Origin of the sequence: Pacificimonas pallii (genome assembly GCF_019204005.1) — a bacterium.
Lineage (GTDB): Bacteria > Pseudomonadota > Alphaproteobacteria > Sphingomonadales > Sphingomonadaceae > Pacificimonas > Pacificimonas pallii.
In genome coordinates this window covers 285,001-303,051 of the sequence record NZ_JAGSPA010000004.1, presented here as the reverse complement: position 1 = coordinate 303,051, position 18,051 = coordinate 285,001, and the positions used below count along the sequence as shown (strand labels likewise).

Below are 18,051 nucleotides of genomic sequence, written 5' to 3'. Positions count from 1 at the left end.
AGAAGAACGGCTCACGCTTTTCATCAAATTCACCGCCAAAGAAAATCTGCGAGATGCTGTCTGTCGCAGCACTGCCCGCTTCAGTCTGATGATCGCGCTTGAACGCCGCACCTTCCTTCGAATAGCCCGCGAAAACGACCGCATTACCGCGGCCATCATCAAAATTCGCACCCAGCGTGACGTTTCCGAGATACGTGACCGCGTCACCTTCCTCAGACAGACCGATCTGACCGTCGAACTCGGCGCCCTCGAAGTCATCCTTCAAGATGAAGTTGACAACACCAGCAACGGCGTCCGAACCGTAAATGGCCGATGCGCCACCAGATGTGAGAACTTCCACGCGCTCAATCAGCGGCGTCGGAATCATATTAAGATCGACTGCGGAACTACCGTCAACACCCGCGACAATTCGACGGCCGTTCTGCAGCACCAGTGTACGTGCCGTACCGAGGTTGCGCAGATCGACGGTAGCGATACCGGACGCGGATGTACTGAAAGACGTATTGTTGCGCGAGAGCGTTGGCGCACCGAAAACCGGGTTTTCCAGAAGCAGAGACTGGATGTTAACCACGCCTGAGCTTTCGATGGCCTGCTCCGAAACAACCTGAAGTGGCGCAGTCGTGACCACATCGGTCGACGCAATGCGTGAACCCGTCACGACGATGACCTGCTGCTGCTCTTCTTCGGCTGCGTCAGCACCCGGCGTTTCCTGCGCGACGACAGATGTCGACAGGGTCGCTGCGGCAACAATTGCCGAGCTGGTGCACAATGCTGTGCGGAAAATTGATTTGGTCACGTCCTCATCCCTTATGTTGGACTACGAAAAGTCTAGCATTTCTGCGTTTTTCCGACTGTCGGCCGAACCTGCACGTACAGGCCCTTATCCCTTCCAGACGTCGAAACACACACCTCTGCCATTTGGCATGGGCGGCGTTTAGGGCGCAAAAAGCTGAACTGTAAAGCGTTCGTCACGATCCGGCGTATAAACGCTGCTTAAGTGTGTTTTCGCGGCAACACTGGTTTCACAGCCAATATGTCACGGAACGATCGCCGCCGCGCAGCGCTCACCATCTATGAAGCTCAAGATAAACGTCCATCTCGATTACCTTCTTAACGCGCCCGCCGACCTGCTTCTGCAGATCGAGGCGGCCAGCATGGCGGACCAGCATATTGATCGGGCGAGAATCGATGTCCCCGGCGACGGTCACTTTGCCAGGATTTCCGGGGAGGAAGGCATAGGCGAACGGATATGGCTTCACCGGGAGGGCCAGTTCACCGCCGACTATTCCGCGATTGTCGATGTTTCCCGGGCGGTGAACGACTGCCGCGTCATGGAGCAGATGCCGGTCCATCAGCTGCCCGGCGATACGGTGAAGTACCTGATGGGATCGCGCTATTGTCCCGCGAACGCCTTCCAGAGTTTCGTGAGCGCCGAATTCGGCACGCTTTCAGGCGGCGCGCGCATCATGGCCATGCGCGACTGGATCGAAGACAGCTTCACATATACGCCGGGCGCCAGCAACGCCGATACAACCGCGCGCGACACGTTCGTTCAGCGGCAGGGCATCTGCCGCGATTATGCGCATGTGCTGATTACCATGGCACGCGCGTCCGCGATTCCTGCGCGAATGGCGAGCGTCTACGCCATTGGCGTGGAGCCACAGGATTTTCATGCCGTTGCCGAAGTGTATCTGGGCGGGAGCTGGCAATTGGTCGACCCAACCGGCATGGCGCCGGTTGACGGTATTGCCCGCATCGGCGTTGGCCGCGACGCCGCAGACATCAGCTTTATGACGGTCTACGGCCGTGCGAGCCTGCAGGCGCAGACCGTACAGGTCGAAAGGCTTTAGCCGGGGCCGCGCCCCCGGCATGAACCTTTACGTCCGGCGGTCAAGCTCGTGCGTCCTGCCGGCCGTCCTGTCGCCCCGGGCAAGCGCGAAGACCACACCAGACAATGCCGCAAGCGCGATCAGGTTCGGGAAGGCCATGGCAGCATTCGAAATATCACCAAGACGCCACACCAGTTCCAGAGGCTGCGAGGCGCCAATGAAGATGGCGATGCACCAGATCACCCGCCACATCATATGCAGGATCCCCTCACCGCGCGCCGTCGCACCGGGGACGCGGTCATAAATGAAGGTAATCGCGCGCTCGCCATAATAGCTCCACGTGAGCAGCGTCGTGAACACGAACATGATGAGCGCGATACTGGCGATCAGAGTGCCGATGGGAATGCTGAACAGCTCTACCGGAAACGCCGCCGCGAACGCACCCGATGTCATCGCAAAGCCGGTCAGATCGGATTGCCAGGCATGCCGCACCGCCTCGCCATTGCCGGTGAAATTGCCTTCCACCGTCAGGATGACGAGCGCGGTCATCGTGCAGATCACGACGGTATCGATGAACGTGCCGAGCATCGCCATGCGGCCCTGCTGTTCCGGATCGTCAGTCTGCGCGACAGCGTGCGCAATCGGCGTCGAGCCCTGTCCGCTTTCGTTTGAGAATAGTCCGCGGGCGACGCCGGCGCGGATCGCGATGATGATGGTCGCGCCCAGAAAACCGCCCGATGCGGACTGCACGTTGAAAGCGCCGTGAAAAATACGGCCAAACGTCTCGGGAATGTCCTGAATGTCGAGAATGATGGCGATAAATGCCATGATCAGATACGCGGCGGCCATGAAGGGAACGACCTTTTCCGCGACCCTTCCGATAGACTTGATGCCGCCGATAATCACGATGAACACCAGGATCGCAATGATGAGCCCGGCCAGCCATTCCTCCATGCCAAATAGTTCGGTCATGCTGTCGGCGACGGCGTTCGATTGGATGGAATTTCCGGTCACGAGCGCGGAAAACAGCGTCCCGATACAAAAGAGAATGGCGAGCCACGTCCACTTCTTGCCAAGGCCCATCATGATGTACGTCATCGGACCACCACGGTACGTGCCCTCCGGCGTCTTTTCACGGAACCGAATGGCAAGGGACCCCTCGGCAAATCCGAGCGCCATGCCGAACAGGGCCGTCACCCACATCCAGAAGATCGCGCCCGGCCCGCCAAGCGTAATTGCCGTGGCAACGCCCGCCAGATTACCCGTACCGACCTGCCCCGACAGCGCCGTCGACAGTGCGGCGAACGGCGAAATCTCACCTGCGCCCTGTCCCTTGCGACCGGCAAACAGACCCTTGATGGCGCTGCCAAGTTTCAGGATTGGATAAAAACGCAGGCCAATCATGATATATGCGCCGATACCAAGCAGCGTCAGCGCCATGGGCGGGATCGGGATCGGGAACACCGATTCACCTTCCCAGGTGCCGCCCCAGATGAATTCACTGATATTCGTGACCTGATCGATCAGACTCATGGCGTAATGGCTCCCCCAAGGATCGCGCTGACATTGACGCGCGGATGCAGGCGGACGGGGATAAAGCTTGCGGCCCGGATGTCCAGCCGGGAGTTACGGAACCCGCTGGCCGCGCCAAGCCATCAGGCGATGATTTCCAGTTGCGGCAATGCGGCGAAGGTTTCGCTACCGAGGGGAACAGCGGCAGTGACGGCGACAGCGGCCACAGCCTCCACCCGAAAGACGACGTCCTGAAAGTCGTCGTCGCTTGTGGCACCAACGCGGAAAAGATCCTCGAACCCGACGCGCAGCGCGCCGGTATCATCATCGTCCACACCGGAAAGCACATGCCGCTGGCCATCGGCGTTCAGACTGGCATCGTGACTGAGGAAAATCGTAGCCCCGGCCACCGCACTGCCCGCGGCCGTCAGAACCGCACTGCCGCCCGAAACATCAATCCCCAGTGCATCGAGGTCGAGAGCCGACGGTAACATGTTCGCGCCGTCCTGCACCAGAAAGAAGCCCAGCCTGGACCCGACATCGACATTGCCGATCGTCAGGACTTCGCCCGCATCATCCTTCACATTGCGTGAGATGATCCGGACATCGGCGATCGTGCCGTCTCCGCGCACCTCGTACACGCCAAGGCTATTGTCGAACCCGGCATCCGATTCCTGCAGCGTCACGGTGAAGTTTCCGCGATTGTCCCCTGCCAGATAGGCCTCGTTTGCGATGCCGTTTATGCTGCCCGCGTCAACGCGCGCGCCTTCACCCAGTGTGGGCAGAAACGCCACATAACGAACATCGCTGCCGCCCTCCACGCGCGACAGCATGACATCGCCGCCAGTCAGCAGCGTGCTGATCACAGTCAGCGGGCTTTCGGTCACCGTGTTGAACACACCATCGCCATTGGCATCGAAACCAAGCTCCAGCCCGGCGCCGCCGCGGCGTAGCTGCACTTTGTCCCGGCTCAGATCCTGCCCCATAACGAACAGGCTGTCCCCAGGACCGAAATCGATGATGGTATCGCCGACCAGTTCTTCCATCGTCCCAACCACACGGTCATCACCCTGCGTGACGGTATACCGGTCATTGCCAAGGCCGCCGCGTAGGGTGTCGTTACCCGCGCCGCCATCGATATCGTCATCATCGTCGGTGCCGATGATCGTGTCGTTCCCCGGCGTGGCCGTCCCGGCCGACTGATAGGCGTCGACCTTCACATTCTCATCGTCAATAAAGGCCTGCCGAACGATGACCTGGGTCAGGCCGCCGCCCGAAAACGCGATTGAGTAGGAGCCGGACGGCGCCGCGAGCTGCCAGCCGCCAGAGGCGAAACTGGTCGTTGTGAAGATTTCCTCCGTCGAAACGTTGGTGAGTGTCACAGTGACGCCGCCAAGCCCCTCGCCGATATCGTAAAAATTGTCCCTGTCGAGATCGTTCACGACCACACCCAGGAACTGCGCCTGATAATCGAAGCGGCTACCAAGATTCTGCGTTACCACGAAGGGGCCGACGCTGGTATTGGGATTGGTTTCCGCAAGGGCCGCGATGCCGATCTCCGTATAGCGATCGTTAATCAGATTGTCGCGGTGCCCGGGCGGATCCTGAATACCGTCGCCGATACTGGCGAAATTGGGTAGCAGGTTTCCGCTTGCATCGTAATCGCTTACGCTCGACGCGCCGCGCACTTCGTCATAACCCCAATCGATGATGAAGCCCGCATGCCCCTGCAGCGCGTCCTCGGTGAATGCGAAGACATTCTCCGCCGCGGCCGAAAATTCATATCCGGCATTGCGAAGGCGATCGCCCAGACCGGGTTCGCCTGGCAATTGATGCGACTGCTGATCCGCGTGGATCTGCGCCTGCGAATGTGCATCAGCCGCAGTCGCAAGATTCGCGTTCCACGCAAGCGGTGCAGCAGCATCGAGACCGGCGAGCTGTACCTGAAGCGCGTCAAGGTCGACCCCAAAAAAACGGATCGCGCTTTCGATGTCCGGCGTGATGCCCGTGCCGCCGACAACAAGCCGCGCATATTCGCCGCCGGGGTCGACCCGGAACCGGTTGATCAATTCCAGCTGCAACTGCTCGAAACTCGTTGGCGCGCTCATGCCGCTACTCCACAAAACAGCCTTCTCTGCCTTCTGCGACCTGCCTGAAGGCCCCGCCACTTCTTTTAGACGTGCGGAAACGAGGTTGAGGTAAACGGCAAATGATTACGATGACCTGAATTCCGGCCGCCCTGCGCCTTACCCGATAGGTAATTACGAGAGGGACAGCGCTATGACGGTGATCGCGAAACATGATGCGGACGAGGCGGCGCGGCTGATCAGAAGCTGGCGCAGGAGCCGCGGCATAAGCCAGCAGCACCTTGCCGAGCTGGCCGATTGTTCAGTCAGACATCTGAGCTTCATTGAAACCGGGCGGGCGCATCCCAGCCGCAACATGCTTGAGGCGCTCTGCACGGCGCTTCGACTTGCCCCGATGGACGTCCAGCGATTGCATCACCTTTCAGGATTTGCCATCGCCGCCATGGTGCCGTGTCACGATGCTGGCGCGCTCGCCTTTCGAAACCGGCTGCTCAAACAGATGCTAGAGGGGATGGCCCCCTGGCCGGCGCTCGCGCTTGACGCCGCGTCCGGGATCGTCGCCGCAAATCCACTCGCGATGCTATGGCTTGAGAGATGCGCGGAGATTGATGCGCTTTATCATGATGGCCTGCTGAATTTCATCCTCGCCTGGTCACATGCGGATGGGCTGCGCCACGATGTGGGCGAATGGGAGCGTTATGCGCGCACCCTGTTACAGGGCGCCCATCGGGAGCGCCTGCGCATTCCGGAAATCATGGATCCCGTGCTGGAACGCGTGCAGTCAGAGGGAGATGTCCCGGCGACATGGCTGGCGGAGCAGGCGGAAATGGCGGAAGTCCCCCGCATCGCCCTGTCGATATGCATTGGCGGTCGAAGCGCGGCCATGACCATGCCCATCGTATCGCTGGCGGCCCCCAGCTGGTATTCGGCGGCGGCCTTCCCCGATACGCGGATCGTCGTCGGCATGCCGATTGAAACCGAAGACGCGGCCATACTCGCAGAAATGGCGGAGAGCGCGCCTGTGTCGGCTGCCGCCATGCCATCCCGCAGCTGACACCGGCGCTTCGCTTCACCGTGCCGACCGCCGATATTTACAAGATGTGGACGGCGGTGGACGCCTGCTCGATATGGCTCATAAAGGCCGCCGGAAATGGCATTATGTCCATCTCAGAAAACATATTTTCGTTCACGGCCACATCATGGGGGGATGACGCCGCGCCATCGATGACCGTATCGTCTGGCAGAACTTCCGCCAGGGCGGCGTCCTCGGCCGCGCCAGCTGCCTCACCGGCCGCCATTTCCGGCGCGGGCGGCGGTGGCAGCGCATTCAGCGCATCCAGTTTCGACTGGATCAGTTCCGCGTCCGGCATGGCCGTCGCCACCAGCAGATGACCGATGGTGACCATATGCGCGTCATGCTCGATATTATTGTAGCCGGTGCCGCCGAAATAATAATTATGCCAGAAATGGTGCGGCTGGCTGTCGGCAAGGAACTGCTCGAACGAAACGCCGATTTCCTTGAGCGGCGTATAATCCCGAATGACGAGGCCGGTGAGATGCACAGACAGTTCGCCGTTGATCCATAGCGCAAACTCACCGTCCGCCAGTGCGCGCCCATCTTCATAAACGGTGTTCAGCTTGATCATGTGTTGTAGGGCGACGAACTCATTCTTCGGCACGATCGTCTGCGCGGGTGTCACCGCGCCGTGCTCGTCCTCATTATTCAGATAATAACCATAGGAACCGAGCGAAACGAAATCCTCGGAAGCCGTACCATTGGCCACATGTTCCTTGAAGTTCAGGCGGAAGGAATAGCTGTCGCCGTCCGCCGCGCGGCTGCCCCATCCGGCCGCTCCATTCGGGCTGGGTGTTCTGAGGCCGCTTTGATGCGTATTGGCAAAGCCGCCTGCCTTGCCGCCGATACTGCCGGTCCAGCTTTCGTCGAACCGGACGAATTCGACGGCGAAAAGTGTGTCCGCCGACTGGGGAATCTCGGTGAACCGATGAAATGCGACAGCCTCGCCTGGCTGCGCGATACCGTCGGCAACGTCACCGCGCACGCGATATCGATCAGGTTCGTCAATACGGCGCGACTGCGCGATCTGCGCGCCCGTCAGGTCCAGAAGATAGTCACTTGCATCGGCCACCGGCACATCGATAGGATCCGGCAGGCCGGGCGCGATGTCCACGCCGGACACGGTCAGCGTCTGATCTCCGTATTGACGCTCCGTTGTATGCAGACGAAGCGTGGCGCTGACAATTTCATCCGAGGGGATGAATGTGTCGAATGCGATCAGGATGTCGCCGCTGGTCCGCAACGTATCGCCCGCGCCGAGCGACTTTGCGGTCGACTGGTCAATGAACGTATCTCGTGTCGCGTCGAAGGCGGCTGTGCGCCCGTCCGCATATGATATGATCAGCTCTGGCCGCAGATTGTCGTCGCCTGCTTCCCGGCTATAAAAAGTGGCGGATTTTCCACCACTCCGCTGAATGAGAAAACTGGCGGCACCATTCGCAAAATGGCCCGCTTCAAGGTCAATATCGAAAGCACGGGCCTTGTCCGTATCGCTGAGCAGCGCCTGCCCTATCTGTTCGGATGCGACATCGCCCGACCATAACAGCCGAAGTGCGGTGTTGAAATATGTGCGCGTCGCGTCCTCCGCCCATTGCGTGGTGAGCAGCGCGCCAGTGTCCGGATCTGGCACCGGGTCTGGGTCTGGCACCGGGTCTGGGTCTGGTACCGGGTCTGGGTCTGGGTCTGGGTCTGGGTCTGGCGTAGGGTCTGCGGCCGGTCCGAACGAATGCACATGCAGAGTTTGATCGCCGAACTGCCGGGCGGTCGTCATGAAGCTCAGACGAGCGCCCACGACATCGGCGCCCGGCACGAAATCATCGAACGCGATAAGGATATCGCCTTTCGTCTTCAATAAGGAAAGGTCCCCAAGCGGTCGGCTCGTCGAACTTTCGATATATGAATCGCGGGTCGCCTCGAATATTTCCCGCCGACCGTCCTGATATTCAACTGTGAGTTGCGGTCGGTCGTCGGCGTTTGCGGCCTCTCTTGACCAGAGGCTCGCACTGACACCTCCGATACGCCGGATAACAAAATCTGCGGGCCTTGCCGTAAGAAATGCGGCATCGAGGTCGAAGGTGATCGTTCGCGCCGTGTCGCTGTCTGCTAAATATGTCGACCCCAGCAGCGCACCAGCCCGTTCTTCAGCCCAAAGAATTTCCAGATCACGGCTCGCAAAATCACGCGATGCACTTTCGTCCCAAATCGGTTCTGGCAATTGTTCACTAAAAATCGAACTCTGATAATCTCGGATCAACATCGACGGCCCTACTCAACAAAGAAAGCCTCCACCATCGACCGAGAGTCTGAAATTGCCGTTAACATGTACGTTTTTCCGTAACTTTATCCGATGATTAGGTTCGGGTCAGGAACGATCGCTTCGACGGTGAACACAACGTCCTGAAAATCATCGTCCGAGCCACTGCCCGCGCCGCGGGCCAAGTCTTCGAAGCCAAGCGCCAGGGCATCGCCATCAGCCGTGATTCCGGACAGCACGTGCGTCATCCCATCGCTGTTGAGGGCTGAATCATGACTGAGAAAGATGGTCGCGGAGTCGACCTGGATCCCGCCGTCGGTCAGCACGGCAACGCCATCGACAATGGAAATGCCCAGCGCGTCCGATGCGAGAACCTCGGCGGACAGCCGATTGGCGCCATCCTGAATAATGAAGAAACCCAGCGTTTCGTCAGCCTCCACATCGTCGATACGAACCGTGCCGGTTGTGGTTTTCACGTTCGACGCGATGATCTCGACATCCGAGATCGAGCCGTCGGCACCGACCTTGTAGACGCCAAGCGAATTGGCGTTGCCGGCCTCCGACGTGCCCACCTCGATCTCGAAGGAATTGGTATTCGCGCCCGACAGGAAGTGCGGATTGACGATACCATTTACCGCAGCGGCGGCAACGGCGCTCGCCTCGGCGAGTTCCGGCAGATATTCGACGAACCGCACAAATACGCCGCCCGTACCCGTCGCGCCCAGCTGGATCGCACCATTGCCGGTCTCGCCGGCAAGCGACAATTCGATTGTCTCACCGCCTTTGAGGGTGATGATCAGTCCGCTGTCCAGAACGTCCGCGCGGACGTCGCCGCGCGCCGTGTCCTGAATAAACAGGCTGTCGCCTGCTTCGAACTGTTCGAAAATATCGCCGTTCAGGTCTTCCGCCGATCCCATCAGCAGATCCGCGCCGCGGCCGCCTGAAAAGCGTTCCGCAACCCCGGTGGCCACGAACAGGTCATCACGCAGATCGCCTTCGATCAGCACCCGGCCATCTTCGCCAACCGGCAGGCCCGGAATTTCGTCGGGGACTGCGTTGGGGTCCTCAATATCACCACTCGCGATCAGATCGGCATATGCGCCCCAGGGTATCACCGCATCTCCGGCGTTCAATTCATCCACCCGGGCCTGAATGACGCTCTGCGCCGGCAGGCCGCTACCGACATAAAGCTGGCCCAGTGACACAAGATGCGCGCCGTGTTCGACCAGCTCATATCCGACACCGCCAAAATAGTAGTTGTGCCAGAAATTGTGCGGACGGCTGTTTTCTAGGAAGTCCTCGAACGACACGCCAAGCTGCTTGAGCGGCGCGTAATCACGGATTTTTATGCCTGTCAGGTGGACCGACAGGATACCATTCACCCACAAGGCAAACTCGCCGTCTGAGTCGGAGGTACCGTCCTCGCGTACAGTGTTCAGTTTCACCATATGCTGCAGGGCGACGAATTCGCCTTTCGGTACCGGCACGGCGCCCGGCGTCACGGCGCCGTTGAACGTGCCGTTGTCCAGATAATAGCCATAAGTGCCAAGCGACAGATAGTCATCTGCCAGAGGATTGTCTGCGTCATGTTCCTTGAAGTTCAGACGGAAGCTCCAGCTATCGCCGTCCGCGCCATTACCGCCATACCCGCCGGAACCATTGGCGCTTTCTGCGTCCAGCCCGTCCGCGTGTGAATTCGAGATTCCCCCTGCCTTCCCACCAAAGGACGGGTCCCAATTGCGGTCGAAACGCACGATTTCGACGGCGTAAAGCGTGTCGCCAGCGCCTTCGAACTGCGTGGACCGATTCAGCGCGTGATTGGTTCCGGGCAGCGACACGCCATGACCGACATCGCCCTGCCTTTGGTATCGATCATCGTCAAGACCGCCCAGGCCATCCAGAATTTCCGCGCCTGTAATTGAAACCAGTAAGTCCGCCTCATCCACGACAGGAACATCGATAGTATCGTCGGGCAGGCCCGACTTTATGGCCGCCGCGTGAACCGTCAGCTGTTGATCGCCAAATTGCCGGGCGGTCGTCGTCAGCACGATGCGCGCTGACTGCACCGCAGCATTGGGAGCAAAGCCGTCAAACGCGATCAGAATATCGTCAACAGTCTTTATATATACCTCATCGCCGAGCGGCTTGCCCGTCGAATTGTCGAAATAGGTATCCCGCGTGGCGTTGAAGGACCGGGTCACGCCGTCGGCGTAGGTGACTTCCAAAACGGGACGGAAATCCACATCCTGCGATTCTCTTGAGTGGAAGCCGGCATTGATGCCGCCATCACGCCGGATCAGGAAGTTAGCGTCATTGCCGCGCAAAAAACCGGCATCAATGTCGAACGAGACGGCTCTTTCGGTGTCGGTATCCTTAAGTAAACCTCCGCCGACAATCTCTCCGGCGCGGTCGCCGCCCCAGTCGAGACGGAGGAAGTAGTTATAATACGCCCTCGACGCGTCCTCAGTCCAATCGACCAGAAACTGCGTATTCTCCGAAATGTCGATGCGCTGCCCAGATGGGGTATTGATCAGCCCGGTACCCATGATGTGAAACTCCTCGACTTTTTCAAACCGGTCGTTCCCGCATCAAACGACCATGTGTGAACACAATTGGCCGTGAAAGCTGATAACCATCTCAAGATTCATGGTTTTCTTGGCGTTAACCAATGGGGGCACTCAGTCCGCCGATAGAGCGGCTTGAATTTTCACGCCGCAAGTCCCGCACCCCCGGGGACTTGCGCCTTCATGGACAAACTGCTGTTAACGTCCCTTATGAACCAAGCCCCGCGCAGCCACGAGATTTGGCGTTTCTGGATTGATCGCGGCGGCACCTTCACCGATATCGTTGCCCGTCGACCTGACGGCACCGTCGCAACCGAGAAGCTATTGTCGGATAATCCGCAACGCTACGATGATGCGGCGACCGAAGGTATTTATCGGTTGACTGGAAAATCGCGCGACGAGAAATTACCTCATATTTCCATAAGGATGGGGACAACAGTCGCGACGAACGCCCTGCTGGAGCGGACGGGGCGTTCTGTCCTTTTGGCCGTCACGAAAGGTTTCGGAGACGCACTGTCCATTGGTTATCAGGCACGTCCCGATCTGTTCGCACGTCAGATCGTGAAGCCGCCACCGGTTTATGCCGACGTCCTGGAGATCGACGAGCGTGTATCGGCGGCGGGCGAGGTGCTAGTGTCGCTTGATGAAGCGGCCGCGCGCGAAGGGTTTGCCGCCGCCTATGAGAAGGGTCTGCGCAGCACGGCAATCCTTTGCATGCATGGCTTCGCGCATCCCGCGCACGAACGACGCCTCGCCGAAATCGCCGCAGAGGTTGGCTTTTCGCAAATTTCGGTCAGTCACGACGTCAGCGCATTGATCAAATTTATCGGTCGCGGCGATACGACGGTCATCGATGCCTATCTCTCGCCCGTCCTTCGCAGCTATATCGAACGGCTGACGGAACGGCTCGGCGATGCGGTATCCCCGCTGTTCATGCAATCCAATGGCGGGCTTGCCGCCGCGAGGTCATTTCGCGGCAAGGACGCCATTCTGTCGGGTCCCGCCGGCGGCATTGTCGGCATGGCACGGACGGCCGAACAGGCGGGATACGGCAATGTCATCGGCTTCGACATGGGCGGCACGTCCACCGACGTCTCTCACTATGCGGGCGGTTATGAACTGAGCCATGAGACCGAGATCGCGGGCGCACGGATCCGCGCACCGATGATGGCGGTCCACACGGTCGCGGCGGGGGGCGGCTCGCTTTGCTGGTTCGACGGCGCGCGCTTCCTGGTGGGTCCGCAATCCGCAGGTGCCGTGCCAGGACCAGCCTGCTATCGCCGCGGCGGCCCGCTGACGGTAACGGACTGTAATTTGTTGCTCGGCAAGATCGACCCGGCATATTTCCCCGCTGTCTTTGGCGCGGCGGGCGATGAGCCGCTTGACCGCAGCGCAGCCGAAGCCCGCATGGCAGAAGTGTTAGCCGATATGAAAAGGACAACCGGCCGGGCGATGGAGTCGGCAGAAGCTGCGCGCGGCTTTATCGATATCGCCGTCGCCAATATGGCGAATGCGATCAAGCGCATCAGCGTGGGACGGGGCCGCGATGTAACGCGCTACACGCTCGCCTGCTTCGGCGGCGCGGGCGGACAGCATGCCTGCCTTGTTGCCGAAGCGCTCGGCATGTCGCGGGTGATGATCCACCCGCATGCCGGTGTGCTCAGCGCCTATGGCATGAGGCTGGCTGATCGGCGCGCATCGAAGGAAGCGACACTTGGCCTCGCCCTTTCCGCGAGCAGGGAAATCGAAGCCGCCACCGATCGTCTGGCCAGCGCAGCGCTCGCGGAACTTGGCGATCTGTTACCCGGCGAGGCATCGTCCGAAACTGAGATTCACCTTTCGCTCCGTTACGAGGGTACCGATCACGGCATCGAAGTGCCCTATGGTGCCGCAGCCGACATGCGCGCCGCATTCGAAGTCGCGCACCGTGCCCAGTTCGGCTTTGTCGGCGATGCGCCCTTGATTGTGGACATGGCCAGAGCCGAGGCCATCGCGGTCAGTGACGAAGCGCCCGCCACGGTCGCCGACACGCCGTCACAGTCGGCCGCGCCCCTTGCCATGGCGGATTATGAAGGAACAGGCATGCCGGTGTACAATCGCGCCGGACTCGCGGCGGGATTTCACACGGCCGGGCCGGTGCTGATCATCGACCCTCTGTCGACAACCATGGTGGAGCCGGATTGGCAGGTCGATGTCACAGAGGCGGGAAATCTGGTCCTGACGAGCACGGGCGATCAGCGCAGTGCAAAAGCCGGTATCGACGTCGACCCCATTCGGCTGGAGATTTTCAACGGCCTGTTTATGGCCATCGCCGAAGAAATGGGCGCTGCCCTGCAGCACAGCGCTTCCAGTATAAACATACGCGAGCGGCTGGACTTTAGCTGCGCACTGTTCAGCGCCGACGGCGCGCTCGTTGCCAATGCCCCGCACATGCCCGTCCATCTCGGCTCGATGGGGGCGAGTGTGAGTGCGGTGCTATCGCGGCATCAGGGCGACATCCGTCCCGGCGATGTCTTCGCGCTGAACGACCCCTATGCAGGCGGCACACACCTTCCCGACATTACCGTCATCATGCCGGTCTTCCTCCCCGACATGGAGGCAGCGCCCGCATATTGGGTCGCCGCGCGGGGACATCATGCCGATGTCGGCGGTATTGCCCCCGGCTCCATGCCGCCCGGCAGCCGTACGATTGATGAAGAGGGCGTGCTTTTCGACAACATACACATCGTTGCCCAGGGTAATTTTCAAGAGGATGCGATCCGGGCGCTGCTACAGTCCGGCACCTATCCTGCAAGAAATCCCGCGCAGAATATCGCCGATCTGAAGGCGCAGGTCGCGGCCTGTGCGCGCGGCGCAAACGAACTGCGCCGGGTGGCAGGCGATTACGGCCGCGAGGTCCTCGACGCCTATATGGGCCACGTGCAGGATCATGCGGAACATGCTGTCGAGCGGCTGCTGTCCCGGATGACCGACGGACATCTGCGATATGAACTCGATTCCGGTGCCGCAATCGAGGTCGCGGTGCGCATCGAAGGCAAGCGGGCGACGGTTGATTTCACAGGCACCTCGGACCAGCTTGATAACAATTTCAACGCTCCCTTCGCCGTCGTTCGCGCGGCTGTCCTCTATGTTGTGCGGACACTCGTCGATGAAGCCATCCCCATGAATGACGGCTGCCTGCGCCCCATCGACATTATTGTCCCTGAGGGTTCCATGCTGCGTCCCCGCCCGCCCGCAGCCGTCGTTGCGGGCAATGTCGAGACCAGCCAGGCCATTTGCGACGCGCTGTTCGGCGCGCTCGGTGCCATGGCGGCGGCGCAGGGTACGATGAACAACCTGACCTTCGGAAATGATGACTATCAATATTATGAAACCATCGCGGGCGGGTCAGGCGCCGGTCCTCATTTCGATGGTACCGACGCGGTACAGACGCACATGACCAACAGCCGTCTGACCGATCCGGAAATCCTTGAAACGCGGTGTCCCGTCCTGCTGGAAGAATTCTCCATCCGCCGTGGTTCTGGTGGTGCGGGCCGTCATAAAGGCGGCGATGGCGTCGTTCGCCGCATCCGTTTCCTTGAGAAGATGCAAGCGAACCTTCTTGCCAATCGCAGGCGGGTTCCGCCCTTTGGCCTTGCTGGCGGCGATGATGCCGCTGCGGGAACAGGCCGCGTCGAGCGCGTGTGCGGAACGGTCGAGGTCATCGGCGGCACCGGAAGCGCGGACCTCTCTCCGGGCGATGTATTCGTCATCGAAACGCCGGGCGGCGGCGGTTATGGAAAGGGCCGATGACCGGGATGAACAGAATGCGACTTATCAAACCCCGTCATCCAGATTGTCATCATGGGACGCGCGATGATGTCGCGATGTTTCGGGCGCGCGCTTCGAATATGTCCGGGTTGGTGAATATTATGCCGAGCGTCCCGCGCTGATGCCGCCCGTCACCGACCTCCTCGTCCTTAGCGGCATTCTCGTGATCGTCATCGGCTTCGTGCTGAAGTTCAATCCGCTGCTGGTGGTGACGGTCGCCGCCTTTGTCACCGGAATCGCCGCTGGTCTTGGCCCGGTGGAAATTGTCGAGGCCTTTGGCCGTGCCTTCAATGAAGCGCGTTACATCTCGATCATATGGATCGTGCTGCCGGTGATCGGCCTGCTGGAACGGCGCGGCCTGCAGGAACGCGCCCGGATGACGATCGAAAAAATGCGCGGCGCAACCGTCGGCAGACTGCTGATCGCCTATCTCGCCTTTCGCCAGATCATGGCAGCGCTCGGCCTGACAAGTATCGCCGGCCACGCCCAAACCGTTCGCCCGCTCGTCGCGCCCATGGCTGAAGCCGCCGCCGATACGCAGGGCGACGGTCCGGACGAAGATCGCAGCGAGACGGTGAAGGCCATGTCCGCAGCCACCGACAATATCGGACTGTTTTTTGGTGAGGATATCTTCATCGCTATCGGCTCGATCCTGCTGATGGTCGGGTTTCTGGCGCAATATGGCATCACGCTGGAGCCGCTTGAACTGTCGGTATGGGCCATCCCCACCGCCATTGCCGCGTTTATCATCCACGGCTATCGCCTATGGCGGCTCGACCGTCAGATCAGCGCGAAAGGCACGCGATGATCACGCTGGGCTTTGTTTATATAGTCACCGGGTTGTTCTTCGCTGTAACCGCGCTCCTCAGCGCCGCTGATCGCAGCAATCAGAAGCGCTTCGGCAATGCCGCTTTCTGGGGACTGCTCGCCCTCAGTTTTCTGGCGGGCGATCGTCTGGGCGACCTTGGCAACGGCATGCTCGTCATCTGCCTTGTCGCCATTGCGGGTTTTGGGCAGCTTGGACAGGGGAGCGGACGGACGACCGATGCCGCCGCGCGTGCCGCCGAAGCACTGAAACGCGGTGCAAAGCTGTTCCTTCCCGCTCTTGTCATTCCCGCCGTCGCACTTGGCGGAACCCTGCTGTTCAAATGGCGCGAAGGGATCGCGCAGCAAGGGCAGGAAACCATCGTCGCCCTGTGCCTTGGCACAATCATCGCCTTACTGTGCGGCTATATCTGGCTGAAGCCGAAACCGATGATCCCGCTGCAGGAAGGGCGGCGCCTGATGGATGCCGTGGGCTGGGCGGCGGTGTTGCCGCAGATGCTCGCCAGCCTTGGTGCGGTATTCGCCTTGGCGGGGGTCGGCGACGTCGTCGGCGGAATCGCGGGCGTCGCCATACCCGATGGCAGTCTGTTCGGCGCGGTGCTCGTCTACGCGCTCGGCATGGCGCTGTTCACGATGATCATGGGCAATGCTTTTGCCGCATTTCCGGTGATGACCGCCGCGGTGGGACTGCCCCTCCTTATCCGCACTTATGACGGCGACCCCGCCATCGTCTGCGCCATCGGCATGCTTTCGGGCTTTTGCGGAACGCTGATGACGCCGATGGCGGCGAATTTCAATATCGTCCCGGCGGCTCTCCTCGATCTGAAGGACCGGAACGGCGTGATACGGCAGCAGATCGGGACCGCCATTCCGCTTCTGGGGGTCAACGTCCTGCTTATCTGGTGGCTGGCCTTCTGATGCAGCTGACCGAGGATCTCGCCGCCCGCTTTGCCGCGCTGACCCTTGGCCATGTCACGCGCGAATTTCCGCACAAGCTCGATCATGTTCTTGATGGTCATAAGGACGCGCAGCGACCCCGCGATCTGCATCCGATCTTTTACGGCAGCTTCGACTGGCACAGCTGCGTGCATGGCTGGTGGCAGCTGATGCGCCTGTGCCGACTATTCCCGAATGCGGGATTCGTCGATGATGTGAAGATGTTGCGTGACCGGCTGTTCACGCCGGAAAATATCGCAGCCGAGCGGGCCTATCTGTCGCGTCCCCATGCCGCCGCGTTCGAGCGTCCCTATGGCTGGGCCTGGTTGATGGCACTGTCGGGGGAAATGCCGGCTCTCGAAACATTTGCCCGTGATTTTGCCGCGCTCATGGTGTCGTATCTTGGCCGCATGACCTATCCCATACGCACGGGCACGCATTTCAGCAGCGCATTCGCCATGATCCTGGCGCATCGCTGGGCGGAAAGCCGCGACCCGGCATTGTCCGCCGTCATTGAACGGCGCGCCCGCATTTGGTTCTTGAACGACCGGGACTGTCAGGCCTGGGAGCCGGAGGGCGATGCGTTTCTATCGCCTGCGCTCATTGAGGCTGCGCTGCTCAGCCAGATCCTGCCCGGGCCTGAATTCGAGCGCTGGTTTGACAGGTTCCTGCCGCGGATTTCCACAGGCACCCCGGCGACGCTGCTGACGCCGGCAATCGTATCCGATCGCAGCGATGGGAAGATCGCCCATCTCGATGGCCTGAACCTTAGCCGCGCCTGGTGCTGGCGCCTGATCGGCCGGGCATTGCCGGACGGGCATGCCGTGCAGGCGGTCGCTGCGGCGGCCTATCGGGATCATTTGAACGCAGGCCTGCCGCATATTGCCGGTGACTATGCCGGCGAACACTGGCTCGCGACCTTTGCCCTGCTGGCGCTGGAGGCCCCCCGGACCGCTTGAAGCGCGGGGGTGCCGGACCAATATCGCTGCAATTGCAATCGGCTGAGGAGCGACGCCATGGCAGGCGGCTGGACCCGCGACGGCGCGGTACAGGATCAAATCGACGACACGGTGAAAGATGCCGTCCTGCAGGCCCGTGCGAACCTGCCGCAAGGCGAAGGTACCGAGGAGTGCGTGCTGTGCGGTGAGGAGATCCCGGA

General features: G+C 60.5%; 12 protein-coding genes (1 of these 12 only partly in view). 7 read left to right on the top strand and 5 right to left on the bottom strand.

The window, feature by feature from the left end:
- Window positions 1-796 (bottom strand): TonB-dependent receptor plug domain-containing protein (locus KCG44_RS13305; protein WP_218446588.1); only part of this gene is annotated, 796 nt, incomplete at its 3' end.
- Window positions 797-1,073: 277 nt separating this feature from the next.
- Here KCG44_RS13305 and KCG44_RS13300 point away from each other — a divergent pair.
- A complete protein-coding gene (locus tag KCG44_RS13300) occupies window positions 1,074-1,850 on the top strand; it encodes a transglutaminase-like domain-containing protein (RefSeq protein WP_218446587.1) in 777 nt (258 codons plus the stop codon).
- A 27-nt stretch (window positions 1,851-1,877) separates the two neighbouring features.
- Here KCG44_RS13300 and KCG44_RS13295 read toward each other — a convergent pair whose 3' ends face one another.
- Together KCG44_RS13295 and KCG44_RS13290 are read right to left on the bottom strand one after the other, a co-directional pair.
- Window positions 1,878-3,362: an alanine/glycine:cation symporter family protein gene (locus KCG44_RS13295; RefSeq protein ID WP_218446586.1), complete on the bottom strand. Its 1,485-nt coding sequence runs from the start codon at window positions 3,360-3,362 to the stop codon at window positions 1,878-1,880.
- A gap of 122 nt (window positions 3,363-3,484) precedes the next feature.
- Window positions 3,485-5,449 carry a CAP domain-containing protein gene (locus tag KCG44_RS13290; protein WP_218446585.1) on the bottom strand — a complete coding sequence of 655 codons (1,965 nt, stop codon included), beginning with the start codon at window positions 5,447-5,449 and terminating at the stop codon, window positions 3,485-3,487.
- 172 nt (window positions 5,450-5,621) lie between these two features.
- Between KCG44_RS13290 and KCG44_RS13285 the strand changes: the two genes are divergently transcribed.
- On the top strand, window positions 5,622-6,482 hold the full coding sequence (locus KCG44_RS13285; protein WP_218446584.1) for a helix-turn-helix domain-containing protein: 861 nt from the start codon (window positions 5,622-5,624) through the stop codon (window positions 6,480-6,482).
- Between the two features lie 37 nt (window positions 6,483-6,519).
- On the opposite strand, the gene KCG44_RS13280 is transcribed toward KCG44_RS13285, so the two are convergent.
- Both KCG44_RS13280 and KCG44_RS13275 read right to left on the bottom strand, forming a co-directional pair.
- The gene (locus KCG44_RS13280; protein WP_218446583.1) at window positions 6,520-8,718 is read right to left on the bottom strand and encodes a hypothetical protein; all 2,199 of its coding nucleotides are present in this window, start codon (window positions 8,716-8,718) and stop codon (window positions 6,520-6,522) included.
- Between the two features lie 125 nt (window positions 8,719-8,843).
- Window positions 8,844-11,303 carry a DUF4114 domain-containing protein gene (locus KCG44_RS13275; RefSeq protein WP_218446582.1) on the bottom strand — a complete coding sequence of 820 codons (2,460 nt, stop codon included), beginning with the start codon at window positions 11,301-11,303 and terminating at the stop codon, window positions 8,844-8,846.
- A 228-nt stretch (window positions 11,304-11,531) separates the two neighbouring features.
- Between KCG44_RS13275 and KCG44_RS13270 the strand changes: the two genes are divergently transcribed.
- The 5 genes from KCG44_RS13270 to KCG44_RS13250 form a co-directional block, all read left to right on the top strand.
- A complete protein-coding gene (locus tag KCG44_RS13270) occupies window positions 11,532-15,113 on the top strand; it encodes a hydantoinase B/oxoprolinase family protein (protein ID WP_218446581.1) in 3,582 nt (1,193 codons plus the stop codon).
- Window positions 15,114-15,252: 139 nt separating this feature from the next.
- Complete coding sequence (locus KCG44_RS13265; protein ID WP_218446580.1) at window positions 15,253-15,939, top strand: DUF969 domain-containing protein; 687 nt, start codon at window positions 15,253-15,255, stop codon at window positions 15,937-15,939.
- Window positions 15,936-16,874: a DUF979 domain-containing protein gene (locus KCG44_RS13260; protein WP_218446579.1), complete on the top strand. Its 939-nt coding sequence runs from the start codon at window positions 15,936-15,938 to the stop codon at window positions 16,872-16,874. The genes KCG44_RS13265 and KCG44_RS13260 overlap by 4 nt, the downstream gene beginning before the upstream one ends.
- On the top strand, window positions 16,871-17,851 hold the full coding sequence (locus tag KCG44_RS13255; protein ID WP_218446608.1) for a DUF2891 domain-containing protein: 981 nt from the start codon (window positions 16,871-16,873) through the stop codon (window positions 17,849-17,851). Before KCG44_RS13260 ends, KCG44_RS13255 begins: the two co-directional genes overlap by 4 nt.
- A gap of 57 nt (window positions 17,852-17,908) precedes the next feature.
- Window positions 17,909-18,051, top strand: the 5' portion of a protein-coding gene (locus KCG44_RS13250) for a DksA/TraR family C4-type zinc finger protein (protein ID WP_218446578.1). The gene runs 121 nt beyond the window's last position; 143 of the gene's 264 nt are visible here — the first part of the coding sequence; its start codon is at window positions 17,909-17,911; the stop codon falls past the right edge of the window.

What these genes read in the sequence shown, in the direction of transcription:
- KCG44_RS13290 (WP_218446585.1), bottom strand. Translation starts at nt 5,449, where the DNA reads ATGAGCGCGCCAACGAGTTTCGAGCAGTTGCAGCTGGAATTGATCAAC.
- KCG44_RS13285 (WP_218446584.1), top strand. Translation starts at nt 5,622, where the DNA reads ATGACGGTGATCGCGAAACATGATGCGGACGAGGCGGCGCGGCTGATC.
- KCG44_RS13270 (WP_218446581.1), top strand. Translation starts at nt 11,532, where the DNA reads ATGAACCAAGCCCCGCGCAGCCACGAGATTTGGCGTTTCTGGATTGAT.
- KCG44_RS13265 (WP_218446580.1), top strand. Translation starts at nt 15,253, where the DNA reads ATGCCGCCCGTCACCGACCTCCTCGTCCTTAGCGGCATTCTCGTGATC.
- KCG44_RS13295 (WP_218446586.1), bottom strand. Translation starts at nt 3,362, where the DNA reads ATGAGTCTGATCGATCAGGTCACGAATATCAGTGAATTCATCTGGGGC.
- KCG44_RS13275 (WP_218446582.1), bottom strand. Translation starts at nt 11,303, where the DNA reads ATGGGTACCGGGCTGATCAATACCCCATCTGGGCAGCGCATCGACATT.
- KCG44_RS13300 (WP_218446587.1), top strand. Translation starts at nt 1,074, where the DNA reads ATGAAGCTCAAGATAAACGTCCATCTCGATTACCTTCTTAACGCGCCC.
- KCG44_RS13260 (WP_218446579.1), top strand. Translation starts at nt 15,936, where the DNA reads ATGATCACGCTGGGCTTTGTTTATATAGTCACCGGGTTGTTCTTCGCT.